Annotated in this window: 18 protein-coding genes; 13 read left to right on the top strand and 5 right to left on the bottom strand. The window is 66.2% G+C overall.

The window, feature by feature from the left end:
* Both LJ737_RS23030 and LJ737_RS23025 read left to right on the top strand, forming a co-directional pair.
* On the top strand, positions 1-1,863 hold a 1,863-nt coding region (locus LJ737_RS23030; protein WP_227769120.1), incomplete at its 5' end, for an MGH1-like glycoside hydrolase domain-containing protein.
* A 766-nt stretch (positions 1,864-2,629) separates the two neighbouring features.
* Complete coding sequence (locus LJ737_RS23025; protein ID WP_227769117.1) at positions 2,630-5,107, top strand: M1 family aminopeptidase; 2,478 nt, start codon at positions 2,630-2,632, stop codon at positions 5,105-5,107.
* A gap of 90 nt (positions 5,108-5,197) precedes the next feature.
* Here the strand turns inward: LJ737_RS23025 and LJ737_RS23020 are convergent, their stop codons facing one another.
* Positions 5,198-5,854 carry a YceI family protein gene (locus LJ737_RS23020; RefSeq protein ID WP_227769115.1) on the bottom strand — a complete coding sequence of 219 codons (657 nt, stop codon included), beginning with the start codon at positions 5,852-5,854 and terminating at the stop codon, positions 5,198-5,200.
* A gap of 180 nt (positions 5,855-6,034) precedes the next feature.
* Here LJ737_RS23020 and LJ737_RS23015 point away from each other — a divergent pair, with 180 nt between their 5' ends.
* The 5 genes from LJ737_RS23015 (at position 6,035) to LJ737_RS22995 (ending at position 10,268) form a co-directional block, all read left to right on the top strand.
* Positions 6,035-6,496, top strand: coding sequence for a DUF3592 domain-containing protein (locus tag LJ737_RS23015; RefSeq protein ID WP_227769111.1), 462 nt, complete (start codon positions 6,035-6,037; stop codon positions 6,494-6,496).
* A 50-nt stretch (positions 6,497-6,546) separates the two neighbouring features.
* A complete protein-coding gene (locus tag LJ737_RS23010; protein WP_227769110.1) occupies positions 6,547-7,494 on the top strand; it encodes an ABC transporter ATP-binding protein in 948 nt (315 codons plus the stop codon).
* The gene (locus tag LJ737_RS23005; RefSeq protein WP_227769109.1) at positions 7,491-9,062 is read left to right on the top strand and encodes an ABC transporter permease/substrate-binding protein; all 1,572 of its coding nucleotides are present in this window, start codon (positions 7,491-7,493) and stop codon (positions 9,060-9,062) included. Before LJ737_RS23010 ends, LJ737_RS23005 begins: the two co-directional genes overlap by 4 nt.
* A 22-nt stretch (positions 9,063-9,084) precedes the next feature.
* Positions 9,085-9,465: a hypothetical protein gene (locus tag LJ737_RS23000; RefSeq protein WP_227769108.1), complete on the top strand. Its 381-nt coding sequence runs from the start codon at positions 9,085-9,087 to the stop codon at positions 9,463-9,465.
* 95 nt (positions 9,466-9,560) lie between these two features.
* The gene (locus LJ737_RS22995; protein ID WP_227769107.1) at positions 9,561-10,268 is read left to right on the top strand and encodes a dienelactone hydrolase family protein; all 708 of its coding nucleotides are present in this window, start codon (positions 9,561-9,563) and stop codon (positions 10,266-10,268) included.
* Positions 10,269-10,347: 79 nt separating this feature from the next.
* Here the strand turns inward: LJ737_RS22995 and LJ737_RS22990 are convergent, their stop codons facing one another.
* The 3 genes from LJ737_RS22990 to LJ737_RS22980 form a co-directional block, all read right to left on the bottom strand.
* The gene (locus LJ737_RS22990) at positions 10,348-10,680 is read right to left on the bottom strand and encodes a DUF3817 domain-containing protein (protein ID WP_227769106.1); all 333 of its coding nucleotides are present in this window, start codon (positions 10,678-10,680) and stop codon (positions 10,348-10,350) included.
* Positions 10,681-10,774: 94 nt separating this feature from the next.
* Entirely contained in the window at positions 10,775-11,458 is a 684-nt protein-coding gene (locus LJ737_RS22985) for a LytR/AlgR family response regulator transcription factor (RefSeq protein WP_227769105.1), read from the bottom strand.
* Between the two features lie 32 nt (positions 11,459-11,490).
* Positions 11,491-12,564, bottom strand: a complete 1,074-nt coding sequence (locus tag LJ737_RS22980; RefSeq protein WP_227769104.1) for a sensor histidine kinase — start codon at positions 12,562-12,564, stop codon at positions 11,491-11,493.
* A gap of 690 nt (positions 12,565-13,254) precedes the next feature.
* On the opposite strand from LJ737_RS22980, the gene LJ737_RS22975 reads away from it, so the two are divergent.
* From LJ737_RS22975 to LJ737_RS22965, 3 genes are all read left to right on the top strand, one after another.
* Positions 13,255-14,346 (top strand): efflux RND transporter periplasmic adaptor subunit, encoded by a 1,092-nt coding sequence (locus tag LJ737_RS22975; RefSeq protein ID WP_227769103.1) that lies wholly within the window; start codon positions 13,255-13,257, stop codon positions 14,344-14,346.
* A 143-nt stretch (positions 14,347-14,489) separates the two neighbouring features.
* Positions 14,490-17,681, top strand: a complete 3,192-nt coding sequence (locus LJ737_RS22970; RefSeq protein ID WP_227769102.1) for an efflux RND transporter permease subunit — start codon at positions 14,490-14,492, stop codon at positions 17,679-17,681.
* Positions 17,674-19,110 (top strand): TolC family protein, encoded by a 1,437-nt coding sequence (locus tag LJ737_RS22965; protein ID WP_227769101.1) that lies wholly within the window; start codon positions 17,674-17,676, stop codon positions 19,108-19,110. The genes LJ737_RS22970 and LJ737_RS22965 overlap by 8 nt, the downstream gene beginning before the upstream one ends.
* 368 nt (positions 19,111-19,478) lie before the next feature.
* Here the strand turns inward: LJ737_RS22965 and LJ737_RS22960 are convergent, their stop codons facing one another.
* Complete coding sequence (locus LJ737_RS22960; protein WP_227769100.1) at positions 19,479-20,450, bottom strand: helix-turn-helix transcriptional regulator; 972 nt, start codon at positions 20,448-20,450, stop codon at positions 19,479-19,481.
* A 224-nt stretch (positions 20,451-20,674) separates the two neighbouring features.
* Here LJ737_RS22960 and LJ737_RS22955 point away from each other — a divergent pair, with 224 nt between their 5' ends.
* The 3 genes from LJ737_RS22955 to LJ737_RS22945 all read left to right on the top strand — a co-directional run bounded on the left by LJ737_RS22955 (position 20,675) and on the right by LJ737_RS22945 (position 22,704).
* Positions 20,675-21,631, top strand: a complete 957-nt coding sequence (locus LJ737_RS22955) for a hypothetical protein (RefSeq protein ID WP_227769099.1) — start codon at positions 20,675-20,677, stop codon at positions 21,629-21,631.
* Between the two features lie 124 nt (positions 21,632-21,755).
* Positions 21,756-21,989, top strand: coding sequence for a hypothetical protein (locus LJ737_RS22950; RefSeq protein ID WP_227769098.1), 234 nt, complete (start codon positions 21,756-21,758; stop codon positions 21,987-21,989).
* Between the two features lie 25 nt (positions 21,990-22,014).
* Positions 22,015-22,704, top strand: a complete 690-nt coding sequence (locus LJ737_RS22945) for a head GIN domain-containing protein (protein WP_227769097.1) — start codon at positions 22,015-22,017, stop codon at positions 22,702-22,704.
* Positions 22,705-22,773 lie beyond the last annotated feature (69 nt).

The following is a 22,773-nucleotide window of genomic DNA, read 5'->3' as shown; positions in this document are numbered from 1 at the left end:
CGCCGGGCCGTGAACCCCGCCCGCCGCGGCACCAAGGCCGCCGCCCGCTACCACCTCAAGCTGGCCGGGGGCGCCTCCCAAAAGATTCGCCTGCGCCTGAGCCGGGCCGAGCTGGCGCGCCCGTTTGCCGATTTCGACGAGCTGTTTGCCCAGCGCCACGCCGACGCCGACGAGTTTTTCGATTGCCTGCAGGACAAGCTGCCCGACCAGGACGCGCGCAACATTCACCGCCAAGCCCTGGCCGGCATGATGTGGAGCAAGCAGTACTACTACTACGACGTGACCCAGTGGCTGCACGGCGACCCGGGCGGCTTCACGCCCCCGCCCGCCGGCCGCCGCCAGGGCCGCAACAGCAACTGGCCCCACCTGCGCAACGCCGACATCATTTCGATGCCGGACAAGTGGGAATACCCCTGGTACGCGGCCTGGGACCTAGCCTTCCACTGCGTGCCGCTGGCCGTGATGGACTCGGAATTCGCCAAAAACCAGCTGCGCCTGCTCACCCGCGACTGGTACATGCACCCGAACGGGCAGCTGCCTGCCTACGAGTGGAACTTCTCGGACGTGAACCCGCCGGTGCACGCCTGGGCCACCTGGCGCGTGTACCAGATGGATAAAAAGCTCCACGACGGCCAGGGCGACACCGTGTTTCTGGAGTCGGTGTTTCACAAGCTGATGCTGAACTTCACTTGGTGGGTGAACCGAAAGGACCGCAACAACCACAACATCTTCGAGGGTGGCTTCCTGGGCCTGGATAATATTGGTGTATTCGACCGCTCGGCCCCGCTGCCCACCGGCGGCTACATCGAGCAGGCCGACGGCACCTCCTGGATGGCTATGTACGCGCTCAACCTGATGCGCATTGCCCTGGAGCTGGCCAAAACCAACCCCGTGTACCAAGACGTGGCCGCCAAGTTCTTTGAGCACTTCCTCTACATTGCCGAGGCCATGACGCGCGCCGGCGACGGGTCGTTTAACCTTTGGGACGAGGAGGATTCCTTCTTCTACGACGTGCTGCACCTGCCCGACGATGAGCGCATCAAGCTGAAAGTGCGCAGCATCGTGGGCCTGATTCCGCTCTTCGCGGTGGAGGTGCTCGACGAGGAAATGCTGGAAGCCATGCCCGCCTTCACTCAGCGCCTGCGCTGGCTGCTCGACAACCGCCCGCAGCTTTCGGCCCTGGTGTCGCGCTGGCAGGAGCCGGGCAAGGGCGAGCGGCACCTGCTGAGCCTGCTGCGCCGCCACCGCCTGGAAAAGCTGCTCACCCGCATGCTCGACGAAGCCGAATTCCTCTCCGACTACGGCATCCGGGCGCTGTCGAAATACCACGAGGGGCAGCCGTACGTCTACAACACGCCCGACGCCGACTTTGAGGTGCGCTACGAGCCGGGCGAGTCGCACTCCGACCTGTTCGGCGGCAACTCCAACTGGCGCGGCCCGGTGTGGTTTCCCATCAACTACCTCATCATCGAGTCGCTGCAGCGCTTCCACTTCTACTACGGCGACGCCTTGACCGTGGAATACCCCACTGGCTCGGGCAACTACCTGACGCTAAACGGGGTGGCCAACGCCCTGGCCGAGCGCCTGACGCGCATCTTCCGCCAGGATGCCCGCGGGCGGCGCCCCGCTTTCGGCCACTACGAGCTGCTGCAGCGCGACCCGCACTTCAAGGACTACCTGCTCTTTCATGAGTACTTCCACGGCGACGACGGCCACGGCCTCGGTGCCAGTCACCAAACCGGCTGGACGGGCCTGGTCATTCGGCTGCTGCAGCCGCTGGCGCCCATCGGCGGGGCCCTCGAACGGCCCCAGCCGCAAGCGGAGCCCCGGCCCGAGCAGCCCCTGACGCAGCCGGTGCGCTAGGGGGTATATTGGGCCGGATGGGTCCGGAGCATAGTTCGCAGCCCCGAGCGAATGAGGCGGCAAGCAAAGCTCCTGCGCGGGCTGATCCTGCTGGGGCTGACCGGCTGGTGGCTGCCAGCGGCGGTAGGGCAGGGGCGGGCGGCCCCTGCTGCCCTCGGCTTGCAGCGGCCGCCGCGCAGCGCGTTGGCCCAGCCGGTGCGGGCTCCTCCGCTTCCCCGGCGGATTGCCTCCCGGCCCGCTAGCCGTTACGGCTGGCGGCCGGCGGCCGCGGCGGTGGATTCCGGGGGCGTGCTGCTGCCGTTCTGGCTGACGCCGCCGCCTTTCTGCCGCATTCAGGCGTCAGAGCGGATACCTTGCGGGCTGCGGATTTACCCCAAATAGCCGCCGTAGCGCAGGCGGCCCGCCGGGAAAACGGCTTGGCTAGTACCACGGCCTATCAGCACCAGGACGTCAGCGCGGTGGATGAGGCGGGAAACCGGCTGGTGTGGGTGAATGGCTTTTGCTTCACGCACGATGCGTCGTGGAAACACCGGCTGTATGAGGTGTAAGGCGGCACCTGCTTTTACGAGGTGCTGATTAACCTCAGCACCGGGCAGTACAGCCGCTTCGGCATCAACGCGCCCAAGTAGGCCGGCGGTTGAGGTGGAGCCAGGCCAGTCCCGGAAGGCAACCGGGACGCGGCCGAAACAACGCCTGCCCTGCCGTGTGCATCTTGCGCCCTGGAAGCGGCTGCCCAGGCTGCTTCGGCACCTCATCCGTTTTGCCAGTGCGCCTATTTCTGCTCTGCCAGCTCACCGCCCTGCTCGGTCCGGCCGCCGCGTTGGCCCAATCGACCACCGCCCCGCCGGCCCTGCCTACCCACGACTCCCCGCCGCGCCTCCACGACCTGGTGCACACCCACCTGGCCCTGCGCTTCGACTACGCCAAGCGCTACGCCTACGGGCAGGAGTGGGTCACGCTGAAGCCCCACGCCTACGCCACCGACTCGCTGCTGCTCGACGCCAAAGGCATGGACATCAAAGCCGTGGCGCTGGTGCTGGGCGCCCAGCAGCAACCGCTGCAGTACCGCTACGATGGCCGTCAGCTGCGCATCAAGCTCAACCAGGTGCGCCAGCCGGGCGAGTCGTACACGGTGTTTGTCGACTACGTGGCCAAACCCGACGAGCTGGGCGCCAAGGGCAGCGCGGCCATCCGCGACGCCAAGGGCCTGTACTTCATCAACCCCGACAGCGCAGTGGCCGGCAAGCCCCGCCAGATCTGGACCCAGGGCGAGACGGAGGCCTCGTCGGTGTGGTTTCCGACCATCGACCGGCCCAACCAGAAAACCACCGCCGACATCAGCCTCACGGTGCCGGCCCGCTACGTGACGCTGAGCAACGGCCGCCTGAGCGAGCAGCAAACCCACCCCGACGGCACCCGCACCGACCGGTGGCTGCAGGAGCAACCCCACGCGCCCTACCTGTTCATGCTGGCCGTGGGCGACTTCCGCGTCCAGCGGGAGCAGTGGCGCGGCAAGGAAATCAGCTACTACCTCGAGCCGAAATACGCGGCCCAGGCCCAGGCCATTTTCGGCCGCACGCCCGAGATGCTGGCGTTTTTCTCGCAAAAGCTCGGGGTGGAGTTTCCCTGGAACAAGTACGCCCAGGTGGTGGTGCGCGACTACGTGTCGGGGGCCATGGAAAACACCAGCGCCTCGCTGTTCGGGGAGCACGCCCAGGGCTCGGCCCGCGAATTGCTTGACTGGGAATACCAGCTGGTGGAGCGCGAAATTGCCCACGAGCTGTTTCACCAGTGGTTTGGCGACTACGTGACCTGCGAGAGTTGGGGCCAGCTGACGGTGAACGAGAGCTTCGCCAACTTCAGCGAGGTGCTCTGGGCCGAGCACCAGCTGGGCCCCGACGAAGCCGGCCGCCAGGCCTACCGCTCCCTGCGCACCTACCTGGCCAACCCGCAAAACTTCACCAAGCCCTTGGTGCGCCGCCAGTACGCCAACCAGGAAGACGTATTCGACGCGGTGACTTACCAGAAGGGCGGGCGCATTCTGCAACTGCTGCGCCACGAGCTGGGCGAGGACGTGTTTTTCCGCGGCCTCAACCTCTACCTGACCCGCCAGGCTCTGGGCACCGGCGAAGCCGAGCAGCTGCGCCTGGCCCTGGAAGACGCCTCGGGCCGCGACCTGACCGGCTTCTTTCAGCAGTGGTACTACCGCCCCGGCCACCCCGTCGTCACCATCGACTACGGCCCCTGGGACGCGGCCACCCGCACCCAAGCCGTGACCCTGCGCCAGACCCAGGGCGGGGCGCCCTACGAGCTGCCGCTGGACGTGGACGTGTACGCCGGCGGCCGTACGCAGCGCCACCGGCTGCGGCTGCGCGAAACCACGCAGACGTTTCAGCTGCCCGCCGCCCAACGGCCCGAGTTGATCAACGTCGATGCGGAGAACGTGCTCGTCTGGCAGAAAACCGACAACAAGCCGCTCGGCGCCTTTGCCTACCAGTACCAGCACGCCCCGCGCTACCTCGACCGGCTAGAAGCCATTCTGGCCTGCGCCGCTCACCCCGAAGACGCCCAGGCCCGCCAAACCCTGCTGGCCGCCCTCGGCGACAAGTACTACGCCCTGCGCTGGACGGTGCTCGAAAACATCGACCTAGTGAAGCAGCCTGCTTTGCGCGCCGCCCTGCTGCCCGCGGTGCGCCGCCTCGCCTCCCACGAGCCCAGCCCGCAGGCCCGGGCCGAGGCCCTGAAGGTGCTCGGCAAGCTCGGCGACAAGCGCGACGCCCGGCTCTTTGCCAACGCCCTCGACAGCCGCTCCTACACCGTGCAGGGCGCGGCCCTGCAAGCCCTGACCGCCGTGGAGTTGCCACAGGCCCTGCGCCGCGCCCCCGCTCTGGAGGCCGACCACCGCGGCGCCCTCACCGCGGCCCTGGTGGCGGTGTACGCCCAGGCCGGCAACCCGGCCCGGCTGCCGTTTGTGCTGGCGCAGGTGCAGGCCGCCGAGCCGCTGCCGCGCTTCAACATGCTGCCCAGCCTGGCCCAGCTACTCACCCGCACCAGCGACCCGGCCGCGTTTGCCGCGGGCCTGCAGCCGTTTCGCAGCCTGGGCATCGAGTACAAGCCCTACATCGGCCCGCAAGTCCTGACCATGCTGCAAAACCTGCGTACCCAGGTAGCGGCCGGCACTATTGCCGCCCCGGCCCAGCAGGCCATCGACGACACCGTGCGGGCCATCGAGCAGGCCCCGTGACGCAGCGGCGCTCCGGCGCGCTACCAAAAAGCCCGCTTCGGTCAGGGACCGAGGCGGGCTTTTGCTGTTCTGGTGCACGCCCCGAACGACTTAGCTGCGGGTGGCTTTTTTGGCTACCACGTTGAAGTTCAGCGTGAAATTGTCCTCGATGGCTTTGTCGCCGAGGTCGGAGAAGAAGGCGGCCGAGCGGAACTTGATGTCGAACTTGGTGCGGTCGACGGTGGCCGTGCCCGAGGCGGCGGCCACGCCGTCTTTCACGCCCACCTTGGCCGGGAAACGGATGTCCTGGGTGATGCCCTTGATGGTGAGCTTGCCGGTGACCTCGGCATTGTTGCCGGCCGCGTCGGGCTTGGTGGTTTTCAGGCTGCTGATGACGAAGGTGGCCGTGGGAAATTTCTCGGTGGCGAAGAAGTCGTCGGACTTCAGGTGGGTGGTCAGGCGGGCGTTCATGCCCTCGTTGGTCACGTCTTCGATTTTGAGCGCGGCCACGTCGAAGGTGAAGGTGCCGCCCGTAATCTGGTTGCCTTTCACCTGCAGCTGCCCGTCTTTCAAGGCCACCGTGCCGTTGTGCTGCCCGGTAACTTTCTTGGCCACCCAGCCCAGGGTGCTCAGCTGCGGCTGCACGGCGTAGGTGTCGCCGGCGGCTTTGCTGACGGCGGCCGTCGGCTTGGCGCCCTGGGCGGTGCTGAACGAGAGCGGAGCCAGCAGCAGAGCCGCGCTCAGCAGGGGGAGTACTAGTTTTTGCATGCGAAGAAGGAGAAGAGAGTAAGGATGGAGCAAGCGCCGGGCGCCCACCGCAAGATAAGCGCGGCCGGTTGGCCCGCACGACGGCGCACTCGGCAGCAAGGGGCACTTGGGTTGCCTGCCGGCCGCGGCAACCCCGGCCGGGCGCCGGCGTTTCAGGCACAGTTTTCCTCCGCTTTGCCAATGCTGCTCTGGCTGTTCTTTTATAATCCCCACGTTTTTTTGCTGTGTGCGGCCGCCTGCTTGGTGTTCGTGTTTGCCGGGCTGCCGCTGCTGCTGCGCCCGCGCGAGGAGGCCGGGGCCGTGCCCGCCGAGGGCGAGGTGCTGGACTTCGAGGAGCTGGTGGTGAACCGCGGCGGGGAGGCCGCCGTGGTGACGCGGCTGCTGGTGCGCTTCCGCACGGCCAGCGGCCACACCGTCGTCGGGCCGGCGGTGCGGGGCAGCTCGCTGGGGCGCTTGCACTTCCGCCGCGGGCAGCGCGTGCCGGTGCGCTACAACCCGGCCAACACCGGGCAGTTTGCCGTGCCCTCCATCGACGCGGCGCGGCGCACCTACGCGGTGGTCGTGTTTTGCCTGCTGGGGGCCGGGCTGCTCGGGCTCAGCGTGCTGCTCTTCATTCTCAGCGCCATCTTGCCGACGGCCTGAGCGCGGCGGCCGGGAATAGTACGCCGTGGGCCGTACCTTGCCGCCCTGCTATGCCCGCTACTCCCGCTGTGCCCATTATCCGCGTCCGCGGCCTCACCAAGCGCTACGGCCCCCAGGTCGTGGTCGACGACGTATCCGTGGAGCTGGCCGCCGGCCAGACGCTGGTGCTGCTCGGGCCCTCGGGCTGCGGCAAAACCACCCTGCTCAAAATGCTCAACCGCTTGGTGGAGCCCGACGCCGGCACTGTGGAAATCAACGGGCAGGACGTGCGGCGGCAGCGGCCCGAGCTGTTGCGCCGGGGCATGGGCTACGTGATTCAGCAAGTGGGCCTGCTGCCGCACTATTCGGTGGCCGAGAACGTGGCCGTGGTGCCGCGCCTGCTCGGCCACGTCCCCGCGGCCATCGAGGCCCGCACCCAAGAATTGCTTACGCGCCTGCACCTGCCGCCCGAGCGGTTTGCCCAGCGCTTGCCGCACGAGCTGTCGGGCGGGCAGCAGCAGCGCGTGGGGCTGGCCCGGGCCCTGGCCGCCGATCCGCCCATCGTGCTCCTCGACGAACCCTTCGGCGCCCTCGACCCGGTGGTGCGCGCTGGTATCCGCCGCGACTTTCGGGAGCTGCCCGAGTTGCGCGGCAAAACCGTGGTGCTCGTCACCCACGACGTGGCCGAAGCCTTCGAGCTGGCCGACCGCATCCTGCTGCTCGACGCCGGCCGCGTGCAGCAGCTGGGCACCCCGCGCGAGTTGCTGCTGCGCCCCGCCAACGAGTTTGTACGCCGCTTTTTCGCCGCCGAGCGGCTGCCGTTGCAGCTGCGCACGCTCACCCTGGCCGATTTGCAGCCGTTTCTGTCAGAGCCACCGCCGCCCGCCCTGCACCAGCTGCCGGCGGCCACGTCGGTGCAGACGGCGCTGGAGCAGCTCACCGCCGCCAACCCCGAAGCCGCGGCCGTCGGGCCGCTGATGCACGCTTTTCACCACGCCCTGCAAGCCGCTATCGCATGAGTTTTTGGAGCGAACTGCTGGAGTTCTGGCGCACCCAGGCCGGCAAGCTGGCCGAGCAAACCCTGCAGCACATCGGGCTGACGGCGGCCGCAGTGCTGCTGGCCGTGGCCCTGGGCGTGCCGCTGGGCCTCTGGCTCACCCGCCGGCCGCGCTGGGCGCCGGCGGTGCTGGGCGCGGCCGGGGTGCTGCAAACGGTGCCTAGCATTGCCCTGCTCGGCTTCCTGATTCCGCTGCTCGGCATCGGGGCCGCGCCGGCCATCGTGGCCCTGCTGCTCTACTCGCTGCTGCCCATCATCCGCAACACCGTCACCGGCATTCAGGGCGTGAGCCCGGCCGTGGTGGAAGCCGCCCGCGGTCTGGGCCTGACCGACGCGCAAGTACTGCGCCGCGTCGAGCTGCCGCTGGCCCTGCCGGTGCTCATGGCCGGTATCCGCACGGCGGCGGTCATCGGGGTGGGGGTGGCCACGCTGGCGGCCTACGTGGCCGCGGGCGGGCTGGGCGAGTTTATTTTCGGCGGCATTGCCCTGAACAACCCCGTGATGATTCTGGCCGGGGCCCTGCCCGCCGCCGCGCTGGCCCTGGCGTTTGATGCGGCCCTGGCCGCCGTGCAGCGCCTGAGTGTGCGCCGGCTGCCGCGGGTAGGAGCGGGGCTGCTGGTAGTGCTGCCCCTGCTGGGGGCGTTGTACCTGCTGCCCGGCGCCGCGGGCAAGCTGCGCGCCGGCTTCAGCCCCGAGTTTGTGGGCCGCGCCGACGGGCTGCCCGCGCTGCGCCACGCCTACGGCCTGCGCCGCCTGCCCAGCGTGGTGCTGGCGCCGGCGCTGGTCTACGAAGCCGCCCGCGCCGCGGACGTGGACGTTATCGACGGCTACAGCACCGACGGGCGCATCCGCGCCTACGGCCTGCTGGTGCTGCGCGACGACCGGCGCGTGTTTCCGCCCTACTACGCCGCCCCGGTGCTGCGCCCGGCCCTGCTGCAAGCCCACCCCGAGCTGGGGCCGGTGCTCAACCTGCTGGCCGGCCAGCTCTCCGACTCGGCCATGACCGAGCTGAACTACCGCGTCGATTACCGGCACGAGGAGCCCCGCGCCGTGGCCGAAGCTTGGCTGCGCCGCCGCGGGCTGTGGCGGCGGCCCCGCCCGGCCCGCGGCGGCGCGGCCACCGTGCGCCTGGGGTCGAAAATCTTTGGCGAGCAGTACATTTTGGCGGAAATGTACGCGGCCCTGATCCGTGGCTACACCGACCTGCAGGTGCAAACCAAAACCGGCCTAGGCGGCACCACCATCTGCTTTGAGGCCCTGCGCGCCGGCGCCATCGACATGTACCCGGAGTACACCGGCACGGGCCTGCAGGTGCTGCTGCAGCCCCGGCCCGCCACGCTCGATTCCCTGGGCGGGCGCCCCGCGGCAGTGTTCGACTACGTGCAACGGGAATTTGGGCGGCGCTACGGCCTGCAGTGGCTGCCGCCGCTGGGCTTCAACAACACCTACGCCCTGCTAATGCGCCGCCAGCAAGCCCGGCAGCTGGGCATCGGTTCGTTGTCGGAGCTGGGGGCGTATCTGGGACGCTGAGAAAGCAGTAACGACTCGTCATATGATGCAGCTGCTCGGACTATTTGCTTCCTCAATCCGTCCCCGGTTACTGGCCACCGGCGGCCGGGCGGCGCTGCTGGGCGGCTTGCTGCTCGGCGGACCGCCGGTCCTGGCCGGTGGTGCCCGCCCCGGCGACGGGGCTGCCGTGTTAGGCGTGCTCTGGGTGCTGCCCGGGCTGGCGGCGCTGCTGAGCCTGCTGGCGCGCGGCCGGTGGGCGACTCTGCTGGTATTGGCACTGGCGGCCTTGAACCTGGTGTTGGCGTTTCTGCTCTGCGCCCTCACCGGGTTTCGCCCCCTGGCGAGTGTCGGGTTCGGGCTGCCGGTGGTGCTGTCCGGAATCCTGGCTTTCAGATGCGCAAGCCGGCTGTTGACGGGGCCGTGAATTCCTGCCGTGAAAGGCGCATCCGCAGGCCCGCCAAACCTTTGCCGGCTGCGCCCGGTTGCTTGGCCTCGTCTGATCCTTCCTAACCGTACCTCATGAGCTACCCCAACGCCGTCACGCTGGCTGCCGCCGACGGCACCGAACTGCAGGCTTACACGGCCTTTCCCGCCGGCACCGCGCCAGCGCCGGGCATCATCCTGCTGCAAGAGGCCTTTGGCGTCAACGCCCACATCCGCGACGTGGCCGACCGCCTGGCCGCCGCGGGCTACGTGGTGGTGGCGCCCGAGCTGTTTCACCGCACGGCTCCGGCCGGCTTCGAAATCGATTACACCGACTTTCCCAGCGCGGCCCCGCACTTTCAGGGCATTTCGCCCGAGGGCCTAACGGCCGATTTGCAGGCCGCCCACGCCTGGCTGCAAGCCCAGGAGCGCGTGCAGGCCGACCGCATCGGCAGCATCGGCTTCTGCCTGGGCGGGCGGGTGTCGTTTCTGGCCAACGCGGTGCTGCCGCTGTCCGCGGCCGTGTCGTACTACGGCGGAGGCACGCACACGCTGGCCGGCCGGGCCGCCGAGCTGCACGCCCCGCACCTCTTCTTCTGGGGCGGGCAAGACAAGCACATTCCCCGCGAGCAGGTCGACGCGGTGACGGCGGCGCTGGACGCGGCCGGCAAGCCCTACGTCAACACCGTCATTTCCTACGCCGACCACGGCTTCCACTGCGACGCCCGCGCCAGCTACCACCCGCAGGCGGCCCGCGAAGCCTGGGCCCTCACGCTGGCCTTCTTCCGCGAGAAGCTGGGCTAAGCTGCCGCGGCAAGTCGCGTCCGTAACGCCCACCGCCCTGGCCGCTTGGCCGACGCGGTGGGCGTTGTCGGTTGCGGGCCTACGGCGCCGACGCGGCCTGCAGGGGCGGCAGGATGTAGCGGTCAATGTAAAAGGTGCCGAAGGGCACGAGGCAGGCCATCAGCACTTGCCAGCTGGTATCGGCGAAGCGCCAGCCGAGCTCCATGACCACGCGCAGGGTATTGAGCACGAACAGGAGAAACAGCAGGCCGTGCACCGGACCGAATGTGGGCACCAGCGTGGGGTCGGGGACGAGGGGCTTGAGCGGCACGGCCACGCCCACGAGCAACGACGGGCCTTCGGGCCGGCCGAGCTGGCGCAGGCGGCCCCGCTCCGCAGTACCGCGCCCTCTGAAACCACGGGCACCGGGCACACACCGCCGCGGAACAGGCCTTTGCCCCGGCCGAAGGCGTCTGCGGTCTGCAGCGGCCTCACCGCAGCACGCGAGGGTTAAATAGCGGCCGACCTTAGCCCAGGCGCAACTGATCCTGGTAAGCCGCGCCCACGGGCACGGCGTGGCCCTGCACGCTCACCTGGTGCCGCTCGATGCGGTCGACGTGGGCGGTGGCCACCACGAAGGAGCGGTGCACCCGCGCAAACTGCCCGGGCGGCAGCAGGGCCAGCACTTCCTGCATGGTCAGGCGGGCCAGCAGGCGGCGACCCGTCGTGAGGACAAAGGTCACGTAGTTGCCGGCGGCTTCCACGTAGAGGATGTCGGCGTAGTGCACCTTCACCTGCTCGTAGCCGGTTTTCAGAAACAGGTAGTCGCGCGCCGGGGCTGCGGGCGGGGCTTGGCGCAGCTGCAGGCGCTCTTGGGCCCGGTTGCAAGCCTGCACGAAGCGGGCCAGCGCAAAAGGCTTGAGTAGGTAGTCCACCGCATCGAGCTCGAAGCCCGTCACGGCGTGCTCGGCATAGGCGGTGGTGAAGACGATGAGCGGGCGCGTGGGCAGGGTGCGCACCAGCTCCAAGCCCGAAATATCGGGCATGTTGATGTCGAGAAACAGCAGGTCCACCGGCTCCCGCTGCAGGTAGGCCAGACCCTGAAAGGCATCGGTGAAGCCGGCGGCCAGCTCCACGAAGGGCACCTTGGCCGCCAGGGCCCGCACCACGTCCAGGGCAATGGGTTCGTCGTCGATGGCAATGGCTTTCATACCGGGAAGGTAGCACGGCAACCGCGCGCGTGCTAGAGCTGCAGGGTCAGGTGCACGAAGTACTCGTCGAGGCTGCGGCGGATGATGAGCTCGTGCCGCTCGGGGTAGAGCAATTGCAGGCGCTGGCGCACGTTGCTCAGGCCGATGCCCGACGCTTCGGCGGCCGGCCCGGCGGGGGCGGGGCGGGCGTGCAGACTGTTGTACACGTCGAAGTACAGCGTGCCCTGCTCCACGTGCAGCGTTACCTTGATCCAGGACTTGTGCTGCAGGCTGATGCCGTGCTTGAAGGCGTTTTCCACGAAGGGAATCAGCAGCATGGGCGCAATCTGGGCTGCGGCGGGCGCGTCGGCCAGGCTGGTGCTGATGCTGATGTCGGGCGAGGTGGCGGTGCGCAGGGTCTGCAGCTCCACGTAGTTGCGCAGGTAGTCGATTTCGCGGGTCAGGGCAATGTGGGCTTGGTGGTTTTCGTGGAGCATGAAGCGCATCATGTCGCCCAGCAGCTGAATGCCGTGGGCCGTCCGCTCGCCGTGTTCCTGCAGGGCCGTGCCGTAGAGCGTGTTCAGGGCGTTGAACAAAAAGTGCGGGTTGATCTGCGAACGAAGCAAATCCAGGGAAGCCTCGGAGTGGCCCAGCTCCTGCTGCAGCCCCGTGAGGGCCGACTGCCGCTGCCAGCGCCGCCGGTACAGCAGCCACGACAGCGGCGCCGTGACCAGCAGGTTGAAGAACACCTGAAACACGTTGAAGCCAATGGCCACCTCCGAGTCGCTGGTGATGATGAGCAGCACCAGTGCCACCGGCACCACCGAGGCCACCAGCACCAGAAACGCCTTCAGCCAGTAGCTGCCAAACGGCCGCCGCTTCCCCCACGACGACGGAATCAGCCAGCGGCAGGCCACGGCGTGAAACAGCACCGCCACGGCCAGCAGTGTGCACCCATACACCCGCGGCTCGTTGGGCGCGTCGGTAGACACCAGAAACAGCAGGAGCATAAACCAGAGGGCGAAGCCCAGCAGCACGTCGCGGGCAATGGTGCGCGGGGCCGAAGGGTGGGCGTCGTCGGGGCCGAGGGCGGTGAAGGGCCGGGTCAATGCGGGCAGGGAGAGCATAACAGCAAGAAATAAGATCAGAAAGCGCCGGACGCCGGGCTTTCGGAAGCAAGATTAAGGCGCCCGGCCGGCTGCCGGAAAAGGCTGGGACGAATGCCCCCGGAAAAGGGACGAACCGAGGCCAGTGGGGGCAGCGGGGCCGGCGCGGGCGGGCCGACTCGTTCTTCATAATTCAGCCACGCGGGCCGCTGGACTTGAAAAAATTCATCACCGGCGCACGGACAAGTGACGTGGTAATGTGAAGATATTTGTTTGATTATAAGATTGTTGTAGGCAAGGTGGTAGAGTTTGTATCCAAGCTCATTTCAGGTGGGTAGGGCCCATTCCTTCATATCCTCTTAATCAAAGTGGTGGTTGCTTTGCCTCACTAATCACCTGGCATAAGCTGTGCAGCAGTGGCTTTTTAATTCGATTTGGGCTTGGCAATCCGGCACCAGTGCCGGCCCCCGCTCCGTCGATTTCGGCCCGCTGCCCGCCCCGCGCCGCCCTCAACGCATGCACGAACACGAGTCGCAACACTCTGTCCAGCCAATGGATTTCGTGGTTTGGCACCCCCAAGACAGGCTACCGCACCGATTAGCGCCGGCGTCCAACGCCCCACCCCAGCCGGCTGCCCCCGCTCAGTACCTTCTCCAACACCACCACATCTGTTAGGCGCCGCCGGCGCCCGTCATTGCACCCAAGCTTTTTATGAAACGACTGTTCACGCTCATGCTCATGAGCTGGAGTGTCTTGTATTGCACCACAAGCTGCTCGAAGCACGAAGAGGAAAAGGAAGAAAAAGTAAAATTCCTGGTTACCAGCCCGCTGCAGCAAGATACGACCATCACCAAGGAGTACGTGGCGCAGATCCACGCCTTTCAGCACATCGAAGTGCGGGCGCTGGAAAAGGGTTACCTGCAGAAAATCTTCGTCGACGAGGGCCAGCACGTGCAGCAGGGGCAGCTCATGTTCCAAATCATGCCGCTGCTCTATGAGGCCGAGCTGAAAAAGGCCGAAGCCGAGGCCAAGTTCGTGGACATCGAGTACCAGAACACCAAGAAGCTGGCCACCGGCAACATCGTATCGGCCAACGAGCTGGCGTTGTCGCAGGCCAAGCTGGAGAAGGCCAAGGCCGAAGTGGCGCTGGCCAAAACCCACCTGGGCTTCACCACCATCAAGGCGCCGTTCAGCGGCATTATGGACCACTTCCAGGCCCGGCTGGGTAGTCTCGTGGACGAGGGCGACTTGCTCACCACCCTCTCCGACAACAGCAAGATGTGGGTGTACTACAACGTGCCCGAGGCCGAGTACCTCTCCTACAAGTCGCACGCGCAGTCGACCGACCGCCCCATGCAAGTGCAGCTGCGCATGGCCAACAACGAGGTGTTCGACCAGCCCGGCGTGGTGCAAACCATCGAGGCGGACTTCAACAACGAAACCGGCAACATTGCCTTCCGCGCCACCTTCCCTAACCCCAAAGGCCTGCTGCGCAACGGCGAAACGGGCTCGGTGCTGATGACCGTGCCGCTTAAAAACGCCGTCATCATCCCGCAGAAAGCCACCTTCGAGGTGCTGGAGAAGAAGTTCGTGTACGTGGTCGATAACAAGAACAAGGTGCACCAGCGCGAGGTGACCGTGGGCGCCGAAATGCCCGACCTCTTCATCATCAGCGGCGGCCTGAAAGCCAGCGACAAAATCATGCTGGAGGGCATCCGCAAGGTGAAAGACGGCGACGAAATCGAGTTCAAGTACCAGGACCCGAAAGCCGTCATCCCGCACCTGAAAACCTACTCGGAGTAGGGCTGAATCCACTCGAAAAAAGGCCGTCATGCTGAGCCTGTCGAAGCATCTCTACCGCTTCGCCAGCTAGCATCCAGCGAAGCGGTAGAGATGCTTCGACAGGCTCAGCATGACTGTTCATTGCCTTCCATAAGCGCGTAAACATGTTCAGTAGATTCCTTCGCCGGCCCGTGTTTGCCATCGTTATTTCGGTGGTTATCATGTTCATGGGTATTCTGGCTATCAATACCCTCCCGAACTCTCAGTTTCCGGAGATTTCGCCGCCCATGGTGATGGTGAGCACGGCCTACCCGGGCGCCAGCGCCAAGGTGCTGACCGAGTCGGTGCTCATCCCGCTGGAGCAGGCCATCAACGGCGTGCCCGGCATGAAGTACATGACCTCCGACGCCGTGTCGGCCGGCGAGGCCAACATCCAGATCGTGTTCAACCTGGGCACCGACCCGGAGCAGGCGGTGGTGAACGTGAACACGCGTATCGCGCAGATCCTGAACCGCCTGCCGGTGCTGGTGCAGCGCGAGGGCGTGGTGGTAAACCGCGTGGTGCCGAACATGCTCATGTACGTGAACCTCTACAGCAAAGACAAGAATACCGACATGCGGTACCTCTTCAACTTTGCCGGGGTGAACATGCTGCCCGAAATCCAGCGCATCGACGGCATCGGCCGCGCCAGCATCCTGGGTAGCCGGCAGTACGCCATGCGCGTGTGGCTGAAGCCCGACCGCATGCGGGCCTACAACCTCTCCGTCGACGACGTGATGGAGGCCCTCAACGACCAGAGCGTTATCGGCTCGCCGGGCCGTATCGGCCGCTCCGACGGCAAGGAGGCCTCGGCGCTGGAGTACGTGCTCACCTACAAGGGCCGCTTCAACGACGTGGAGGAGTACAAGAACGTTATCATCAAGGCCAACGCCAACGGCGAAACGCTGCGCCTCAAAGACGTGGCCAACGTGGAGCTGGGCTCGGAGTTCTACGACATCTACTCCAACCTCGACGGCTACCCCTCGGCGGCTATCGTGCTCAAGCAAACCTACGGCTCCAACGCCTCGGACGTGATTAAGCGCGTGAAGAGCAAGTTGGAGGAGCTGAAGAAGACCATGCCCCCCGGCATGGACTACAAAATCAGCTACGACGTGTCGAGCTTCCTCGACGCCTCCACGGAAAACGTGATTCACACTCTGCGCGACGCCTTTATTCTGGTGGCCCTGGTGGTATTCCTCTTCCTGGGCGACTGGCGCAGCACGCTGATTCCCATTATTGCCGTGCCGGTGTCGCTGGTAGGTGCCTTCATTGCCATGCAGGCGTTTGGCATGACCATCAACATGATTACGCTCTTCGCCCTGGTGCTGGCCATCGGCATCGTGGTCGACGACGCCATCGTGGTGGTGGAGGCGGTGCACGCCAAGATGGAGGAAAAGCACCTCTCGCCCTACGGGGCAGTGCGCGAGGTAATCGGCGAAATCAGCGGCGCCATCATTGCCATCACCGTGCTGATGACGGCCGTGTTCGTGCCGGTGGCCTTTATGAGTGGCCCGGTGGGCATTTTCTACCGGCAGTTCTCCATCACCATGGCCTCGTCCATCGTCATTTCGGGCATCGTGGCCCTGACCTTGACGCCGGTGCTGTGCGCGATGATTCTGAAGAACAACCACGGCCAGCCTCGCAAGAAGACGCCCATCAACCGCTTCATCGACTGGTTTAACCGCGGCTTCGAGCGCCTGACCGGCCGCTACGTGAACTTCCTGGAGAAGGTAGTCGACCGCCGCGTGCTCACCTTCCTGATCTTGGCGGCTTTCGGCTTCGGCATCTTCGGCATCTCGTCCACGCTGCCGTCGGGCTTCATCCCGGCCGAGGACCAGGGCATGCTCTACGCCATCATCCAGACGCCGCCCGGCTCGACGCTGGAGCGCACCAACGCCCTCTCGCAGCAGCTCTCCAAGCTGGCCAAGGACGTGCCCGGCGTGGAAAGCATTTCCTCGCTGGCCGGCTACGAAGTGCTGACTGAGGGCCGCGGCTCCAACGCCGGCACCCTGCTCATCGACCTCAAGCCCTGGCACGAGCGCACCCAGAGCATCCACGACATTGTGATGTCCTTGGAAGAAAAGGCCAAGGAAATTCCCGGCGCGACCATCGAATTCTTCGAGCCGCCAGCGGTACCGGGCTACGGCGCGGCGGGTGGTTTCCAGCTGCAGCTGCTCGACAAAACCGCTACCGGCGACTACAAGGCGCTGGAAAAGGTGAACAACGAGTTCATGAACGAGCTGAAGAAGCGCAAGGAGCTGGCCGGGCTGTTTACCTTTTTCTCGGCCAACTACCCGCAGTACGAGCTGCAGATCGACAACCAGCTGGCCATGCAGAAAGGTGTGAGCATCGGCAACGCCATGAACACGCTCAGCATCATGGTGGGCTCGACCTACGAGCTGGGCTTCATCAAATACCAGCGCTTCTTCAAGGTGTTCGTGCAGGCTTCGCCCGAGTACCGCCGCCTGCCCAAGGACATCCTGGACATGTGGGTGAAAAACGACAAAGGCGAGATGGTGCCGTTTTCGGCCTTCATGAAGATTGTGAAGGGCCAGGGCGCCAACGAAATCAACCGCTACAACATGTACCCCACGGCCTCCATCCGCGGCGACGCGGCCCCCGGCTTCAGCTCGGGTGAGGCCATCAAGGCGGTGCAGGAAGTGGCGGCCAAAACCCTGCCCCGCGGCTACGACATCGACTGGGGCGGCTTGTCGAAAGACGAGGTGAGCCGCGGCAACGAGGCCATCTACATCTTCCTGATTGTGCTCGGCTTCGTGTACCTCGTGCTGGCTGCCCAGTACGAAAGCTTCCTGCTGCCGCTGGCCGTCATCTTCTCCCTGCCGGCGGGCATCTTCGGCTCCTTCCTGCTCATCAAGGGCATGGGCCTGGCCAACAACATCTACGCCCAGGTGGGCCTGGTGATGCTGGTGGGTTTGCTGGGCAAGAACGCGGTGCTCATCGTGGAATTCGCGGTGCAGAAGCGCGAGGAAGGCATGACCATCCGCGAAGCGGCTATTGAAGGCGCCAAGGTGCGTTTCCGTCCGATTCTGATGACTTCCTTCGCCTTCATTGCCGGTCTGATTCCGCTGGTCATTGCCCACGGCGCCGGCGCCATCGGCAACCGCACCATCGGCACCTCGGCCCTGGGCGGCATGCTGTTCGGTACCATTTTCGGCGTCATCATCGTGCCGGGTCTGTACTACATCTTCGGCACATTGGCCGACGGGCGCAAGCTGATTCAGGACGAAAACGAACACCCGCTGTCCGAGTTTGAGCCCCATGTTTTAGTTGACGAAGGAGTTGAGTCCCATGCTTAAAAAACGCATCTACCAGGGCCTGAGCGCCGCTGCCCTCGCCTTGGCGGTGGGAGCGTGCAAGACGCCCACCCTGGTGCAGAAAACCGAAAACCGCACCATTGCCGGCAGCTACGCCGGCACCCCCGCGGACTCGACCAGCAACTCGGGCAAGCTGCGGTGGCGGGAGTTTTTCACCGACCCCAACCTGGTGGCCCTGATCGACACGGCCCTGGTGCGCAACCAGGAGCTGAATATCACCCAGCAGGAAATTGAAATTGCCCGGCAGGAGGTGCGCGCCCGCAAAGGCGAGTACCTGCCCACCGTGGGCATCGGGGCGCAGGCCGCCGCCGACCGCGTGGGCCGCTACACCCTGCAGGGCGCCACGGAGGAGACGGTCGACATCCGGGAGCGGCGCACGCCCGACCCGCTGACCAACTTCCAGGTGGGCGCCTTCGCCAGCTGGGAAGTCGACATTTGGCACAAGCTGCGCAACGCCAAGCAGGCGGCCAACAACCGCTACCTGGCCTCGATTGAAGGCCGGAACTTCACCGTCACGAACCTGGTGGCCGAAATTGCCACCTCGTACTACGAGCTGCTGGCCCTCGACAACCAGCTGGCCATTCTGCAGCAGAACATTGCCATTCAGCGCAACGCCCTGAACGCCGTGCGCCTGCAGAAAGAAGCAGCCCGGGTGACGGAGCTAGCAGTGCAGCGCTTCGAGGCGCAGGTGCAAAACACCACCGCGCGGCAGTTTCAGATTCAGCAGCGCATCGTGGAGACGGAAAACCGGATCAATTTCCTGGTGGGCCGCTACCCGCAACCGGTGCAACGCAACGCCCAGGCCTTCAACGACCTGCTGCCGAAAGCCGTGCAAACGGGCGTGCCCGCCCAGTTGCTGCAAAACCGCCCCGACATCCGGCAGGCCGAGCAGAACCTGGCCGCCGCCAAGCTCGACGTGACGGTGGCCCGCGCCAACTTCTACCCGCGCCTGAGCATCGACGCGGCGGCCGGCTTCCAGGCCTTCCGCCCCGATCTGCTGCTCAACGCCCCGGAGTCGATGCTGCTGACGCTGGCCGGCAACCTGGCCGCCCCGCTGATCAACAAGAACGGCATCAAGGCCCTGTACTATTCGGCCAACGCCCGGCAGACCCAGGCCGTGTACGACTACGAGCGGACCATTCTGAACGCCTACATCGAGGTGGCAAACCAGATGGCCAACATCAGCAACCTGCAGAACAGCTACGAGGCCAAGGCCCGCGAAGTGCAGGCGTTGAACCAGTCCATCAACATCTCCAACAGCCTCTTCAACTCGGCCCGCGCCGACTACACCGAAGTGCTCTTCACCCAGCGCGACGCCCTGGAATCGAAGTTCGACCTGATCGAAACCAAGATGCAGCAGCTCAACGCCTCGGTGAACGTGTACCGGGCCCTGGGCGGCGGCTGGCAGTAAATCGTCCACCTGCTCTTACAATACAGCGCCTCCGATGCTCGTGCGTCGGAGGCGCTGTGCGTTTGGGCGGCTGTCCGGAGTGTGGTACTGACTGCAGTCGAAGCATATCTACCGCATCGGTGAGCATCTCCAGGGCGTCATGTCGAGCGAAGTCGAGACATCTCGCGTGCGGACATGGCTCCAGTCGTGCGCCTCACCTCGGGCCCCTCGCCGAAAAAGGATAAGGTAGAGCAGCGGCGCGGTAGGCAAGGTTCAACGTTGCTCAGCCTGACGTTCTTCCAACTACCCAACGAAGCCCGCGAGATGTCTCGACTTCGCTCGACAGCACGTTCTGGTGGTATGGAGTGACCTCCGCCGGCTGCCCAGTCTTAGCGTAGCTCGCGCGGGCTCACGCCAAACTTCTTCTTGAAGGCCGCGCTGAAGTGCTGCAACGAGGAGTAACCCAGCTCGAAGGCCAGCTCGCTGGCGGTTTTGCCGCCGGCAAGCAGCTGGGTTTGGGCTTCGCGCAGGCGGTAGTCGGCCAGGTAGGCGAAGACGGGCTGCCCGAACAGTTCCTTGAAGCCGTTCTTGAGCTTGAACTCGTTGAGGCCGGCAATACGCGCCAATTCGGGCAGGCTGGGCGGCAGGTGCAGGTGCTGGATGAGGTAGTCGCGGGCGAAAAGCAGGCGCTCCTGGTCGTACTCCGTGCGCACGTGGCGCGGGGGCTGCTGACGGGCAAAGGCGTCGGCCTGCAGCACCAGAATTTCCAGGGCTTTGGCGTGCAGAAAATGCTTCTTGAGCGGGCCCGGCAGCCGGCACTGCAGCACCTCGCGGATGGCGTGGTGCAGGGGCAGGCTCAGCGCGAGGCTGCGCGCGCCGAGCAGCAGCGGCCGGCCCTCCAGCATCTGCTCACCGAAACGTTGTAAGTTCTCGTCAGCCTGCGCGGCCAGGCGCAGAAACACCGGCCGGGTAAACTGCACCATAAATGTTTCGGCCGCTAGCTCGTCGTAGCGGTGCGTGCCCTCGAAGCCGGGCGAGTACATCAGGTTGTGCTGGTAGGAGCCCAAGGTGAGCACCCGCCCCAGTTGCCGGTGCTCGATGGTGAGGCGCCCGCGCAGGTTGAACTGCAGGTGCACCACGTCCAGCTCGGAGCGCCAGTGCTGGGTGCAGGGCCGCTCGAACTGCCAGCGTGCGTGGCCCAGCCGGATGCCGTCGAAGTACCAGTGGCGCAGCGTGCCGCGGCCGCCGGGGAATTCCCGCTCACCGGCTTCCTCCACCAGCTCGGGCACGTCGAAGTCCTGCGCCACGTGCGCGTTGCGGTGGATCAGGTTGTCGCGGTTGTCGCGGACTTCGAGGGGCATGGCGGTAAAGATAGACGCCGGCGGCAGGCGCGGAAGTCGAGCCCGGGAGCCGGAGCACGGACGCTGCAAAACTGCGCCGGCGGGGCGCTGCGCGCGTTATACCAGCCGGAGCCAGACTAGCAGTTGCGGGAATTCTGCCGGCCGTCGTGGAAGCCGTTTCTAGCGGTTCGTGGTCGGGTATCGGCCGGTATTGGCTTACTTGCGGCCGAATTACCTGCTTGCGTATGCATTGTTGTGTTGGCCGCTGGGCGCGTTTGAGTGCCGTGTGCGGACTGCTGATTTCTTGGCCGGGCCGGGCCGCTGCGCCCGCGGCGGCGCCCAAACCGGTGGTCGTGTTGTTTGTGGGCAACAGCTTTATCCACGGCGGGTACCGGCCCGTACTCCACTACAACGCGGCCAGCATCACCGACGAAAACCACCACCTGTCCGTCGGCGGCCCGCGCCGGCAGCAGCGCACGCACGAGCCCTGGGGCGGGGTGGCAGGCATCTTTCAGCAGCTTACCGCCGAGGCCGGCCTGCACTACGAGGTGCACCTAGACGCCATCAACGCGCAGTCCTTGCAGTTTCACTACGACAGCGCCCGCAGCGTTATCGACCGGCCCGCGGGTTGGGACGCGGTGGTGCTGCAGGAGCACAGCACCCGCCCGCTGCCGGCGCGCCGCGGCGGGCAACCCGCGCTGTTTCAGGACTACGCCACCCGGCTGGAGCAACTGGTGCACGCCCGCAACCCCAAAGCCCGGGTGTACCTCTACCAAACCTGGGCCCGCGCCGACCTGGTGTACCGCGCCCAGGCGCCGTACTTCGGCCTGCCCCTCGATTCGCTGGCCCTGGATCTGCACCGCGGCTACTACGACCTGGCCCGGCAAAACCGCCGCATCAAGGCCGTGGCGCCCGCCGGCGACGCCTGGCTGCGGGCCGTGCAGCAGGGCGTGGCCCTGCGCAACCCCTACGCGCCCGAAGCCGGCAAAGTCAACCTCTGGGGCGAAGACAACTACCACCCCAGCCGCTGGGGGGCCTACCTCAACGCCTGCGTGCTCTTCGCCGAGCTGACCGGCAAGGACCCGCGCCGTCTGGGCCCGCAGGAGAAGGCCGCCGCCGACCTCGGCATCAGCCCCGCCGAAGCCGCGCAGCTGCAGCGCGTGGCCTACGAGCAGGTGCGTGCCGGGCGCAAAGTCCGCTAGCCTTTAGGCCAAAAATTCCGGATTTTGTAACTCCCGCTCCGCCTGCTGTAACGCGGCGGCCCCGGCGGCGCGCCACCTTTGCATCGTCGGGGCGGGCCTGGGCAATGGGCCGCGCCGAAGCGCTATGCTGATGCCGGACCTGGAAATATTTCGCACCTCGCTTACCTGTCCCGCAGCGGCGGCCGCGCTGCGCGACCGGTTGCTGCAAGGCCTGCCGCCGGGCGCCCGCGTCAGCTTTGATCTGGAAGACTGCGACCGGGTGCTGCGCGTGCACACGCCCGGCCGGCGGCTCGACGTGGCCCGGGTAGTGGCCACGTTGCGGGAAAGCGGTTATCTATGCGAACCGTTGCCCGATTGACCCTTCGCTTCCGACTCGCTTCTGTATGGTTTCCTTCAAACAGCTTCGTCAGATGATGCAAGTGCAAGGCAGCGGCGTGCTCGTCCGCCGCGAATACCCGGTTTCCTCGTTTACCCGCCTGCACCTGAGCGCCTTCGGCCTCGTGGAGCTGGTGCAGGGCCCGGAAGAAAAAGTGGTGGTGGAATGCGACGACAACCTGCTGGAGCACCTGCAGGTGACCAACTCCGGCCGCACGCTCTACGTCACCAGCGAAAACAAGCTGCGCGCCCCGGTCTTCACCGACCTGCGCGTGACGGTGTACCTGCGCCAGCTCGACCAGCTCAACTGCTCGGCCCGCGGCGGGGAAGTGCGCACCCGCAATACCCTCGTCGGCGCGGTGCCGCTGGCGCTGAAGGTGCTGTCGAGCGGCACCACCACGTTGCGCGTCGAGGTGCCCAAGCTCACGGTGAACCTGGCCTGCCAGGGCGACGTGACCCTGGCCGGCGCCGCCGACGAGGTGCAGATTCAGACCGCCGCCGAGGGCAACCTCGACTGCCGCGACCTGCGCGCCCAGCACCTGCGCCTGCGCAACGCCTCGGCCGGCAACCTCGACCTCTACGCCGAGCAAACCATCAGCCTCACCCACCTGGGGGCCGGCTACATTCACTACCGCGGCCCCGCCCGCCTCGCCGACGTGCGCCAGTACGGCGCCGGCGACATCCGGCACGTGGGGTAGCCGAGCTGGCAAGCTCACCAGCTCGGCGCCTGCTCGCGCCGCAAAAGGCTGAGGCCGGGTTAGGCCTCG

Origin of the sequence: Hymenobacter sp. 15J16-1T3B (genome assembly GCF_020711235.1) — a bacterium.
GTDB lineage: Bacteria > Bacteroidota > Bacteroidia > Cytophagales > Hymenobacteraceae > Solirubrum.
This window is presented reverse-complemented; position numbering and strand designations above follow the sequence as displayed.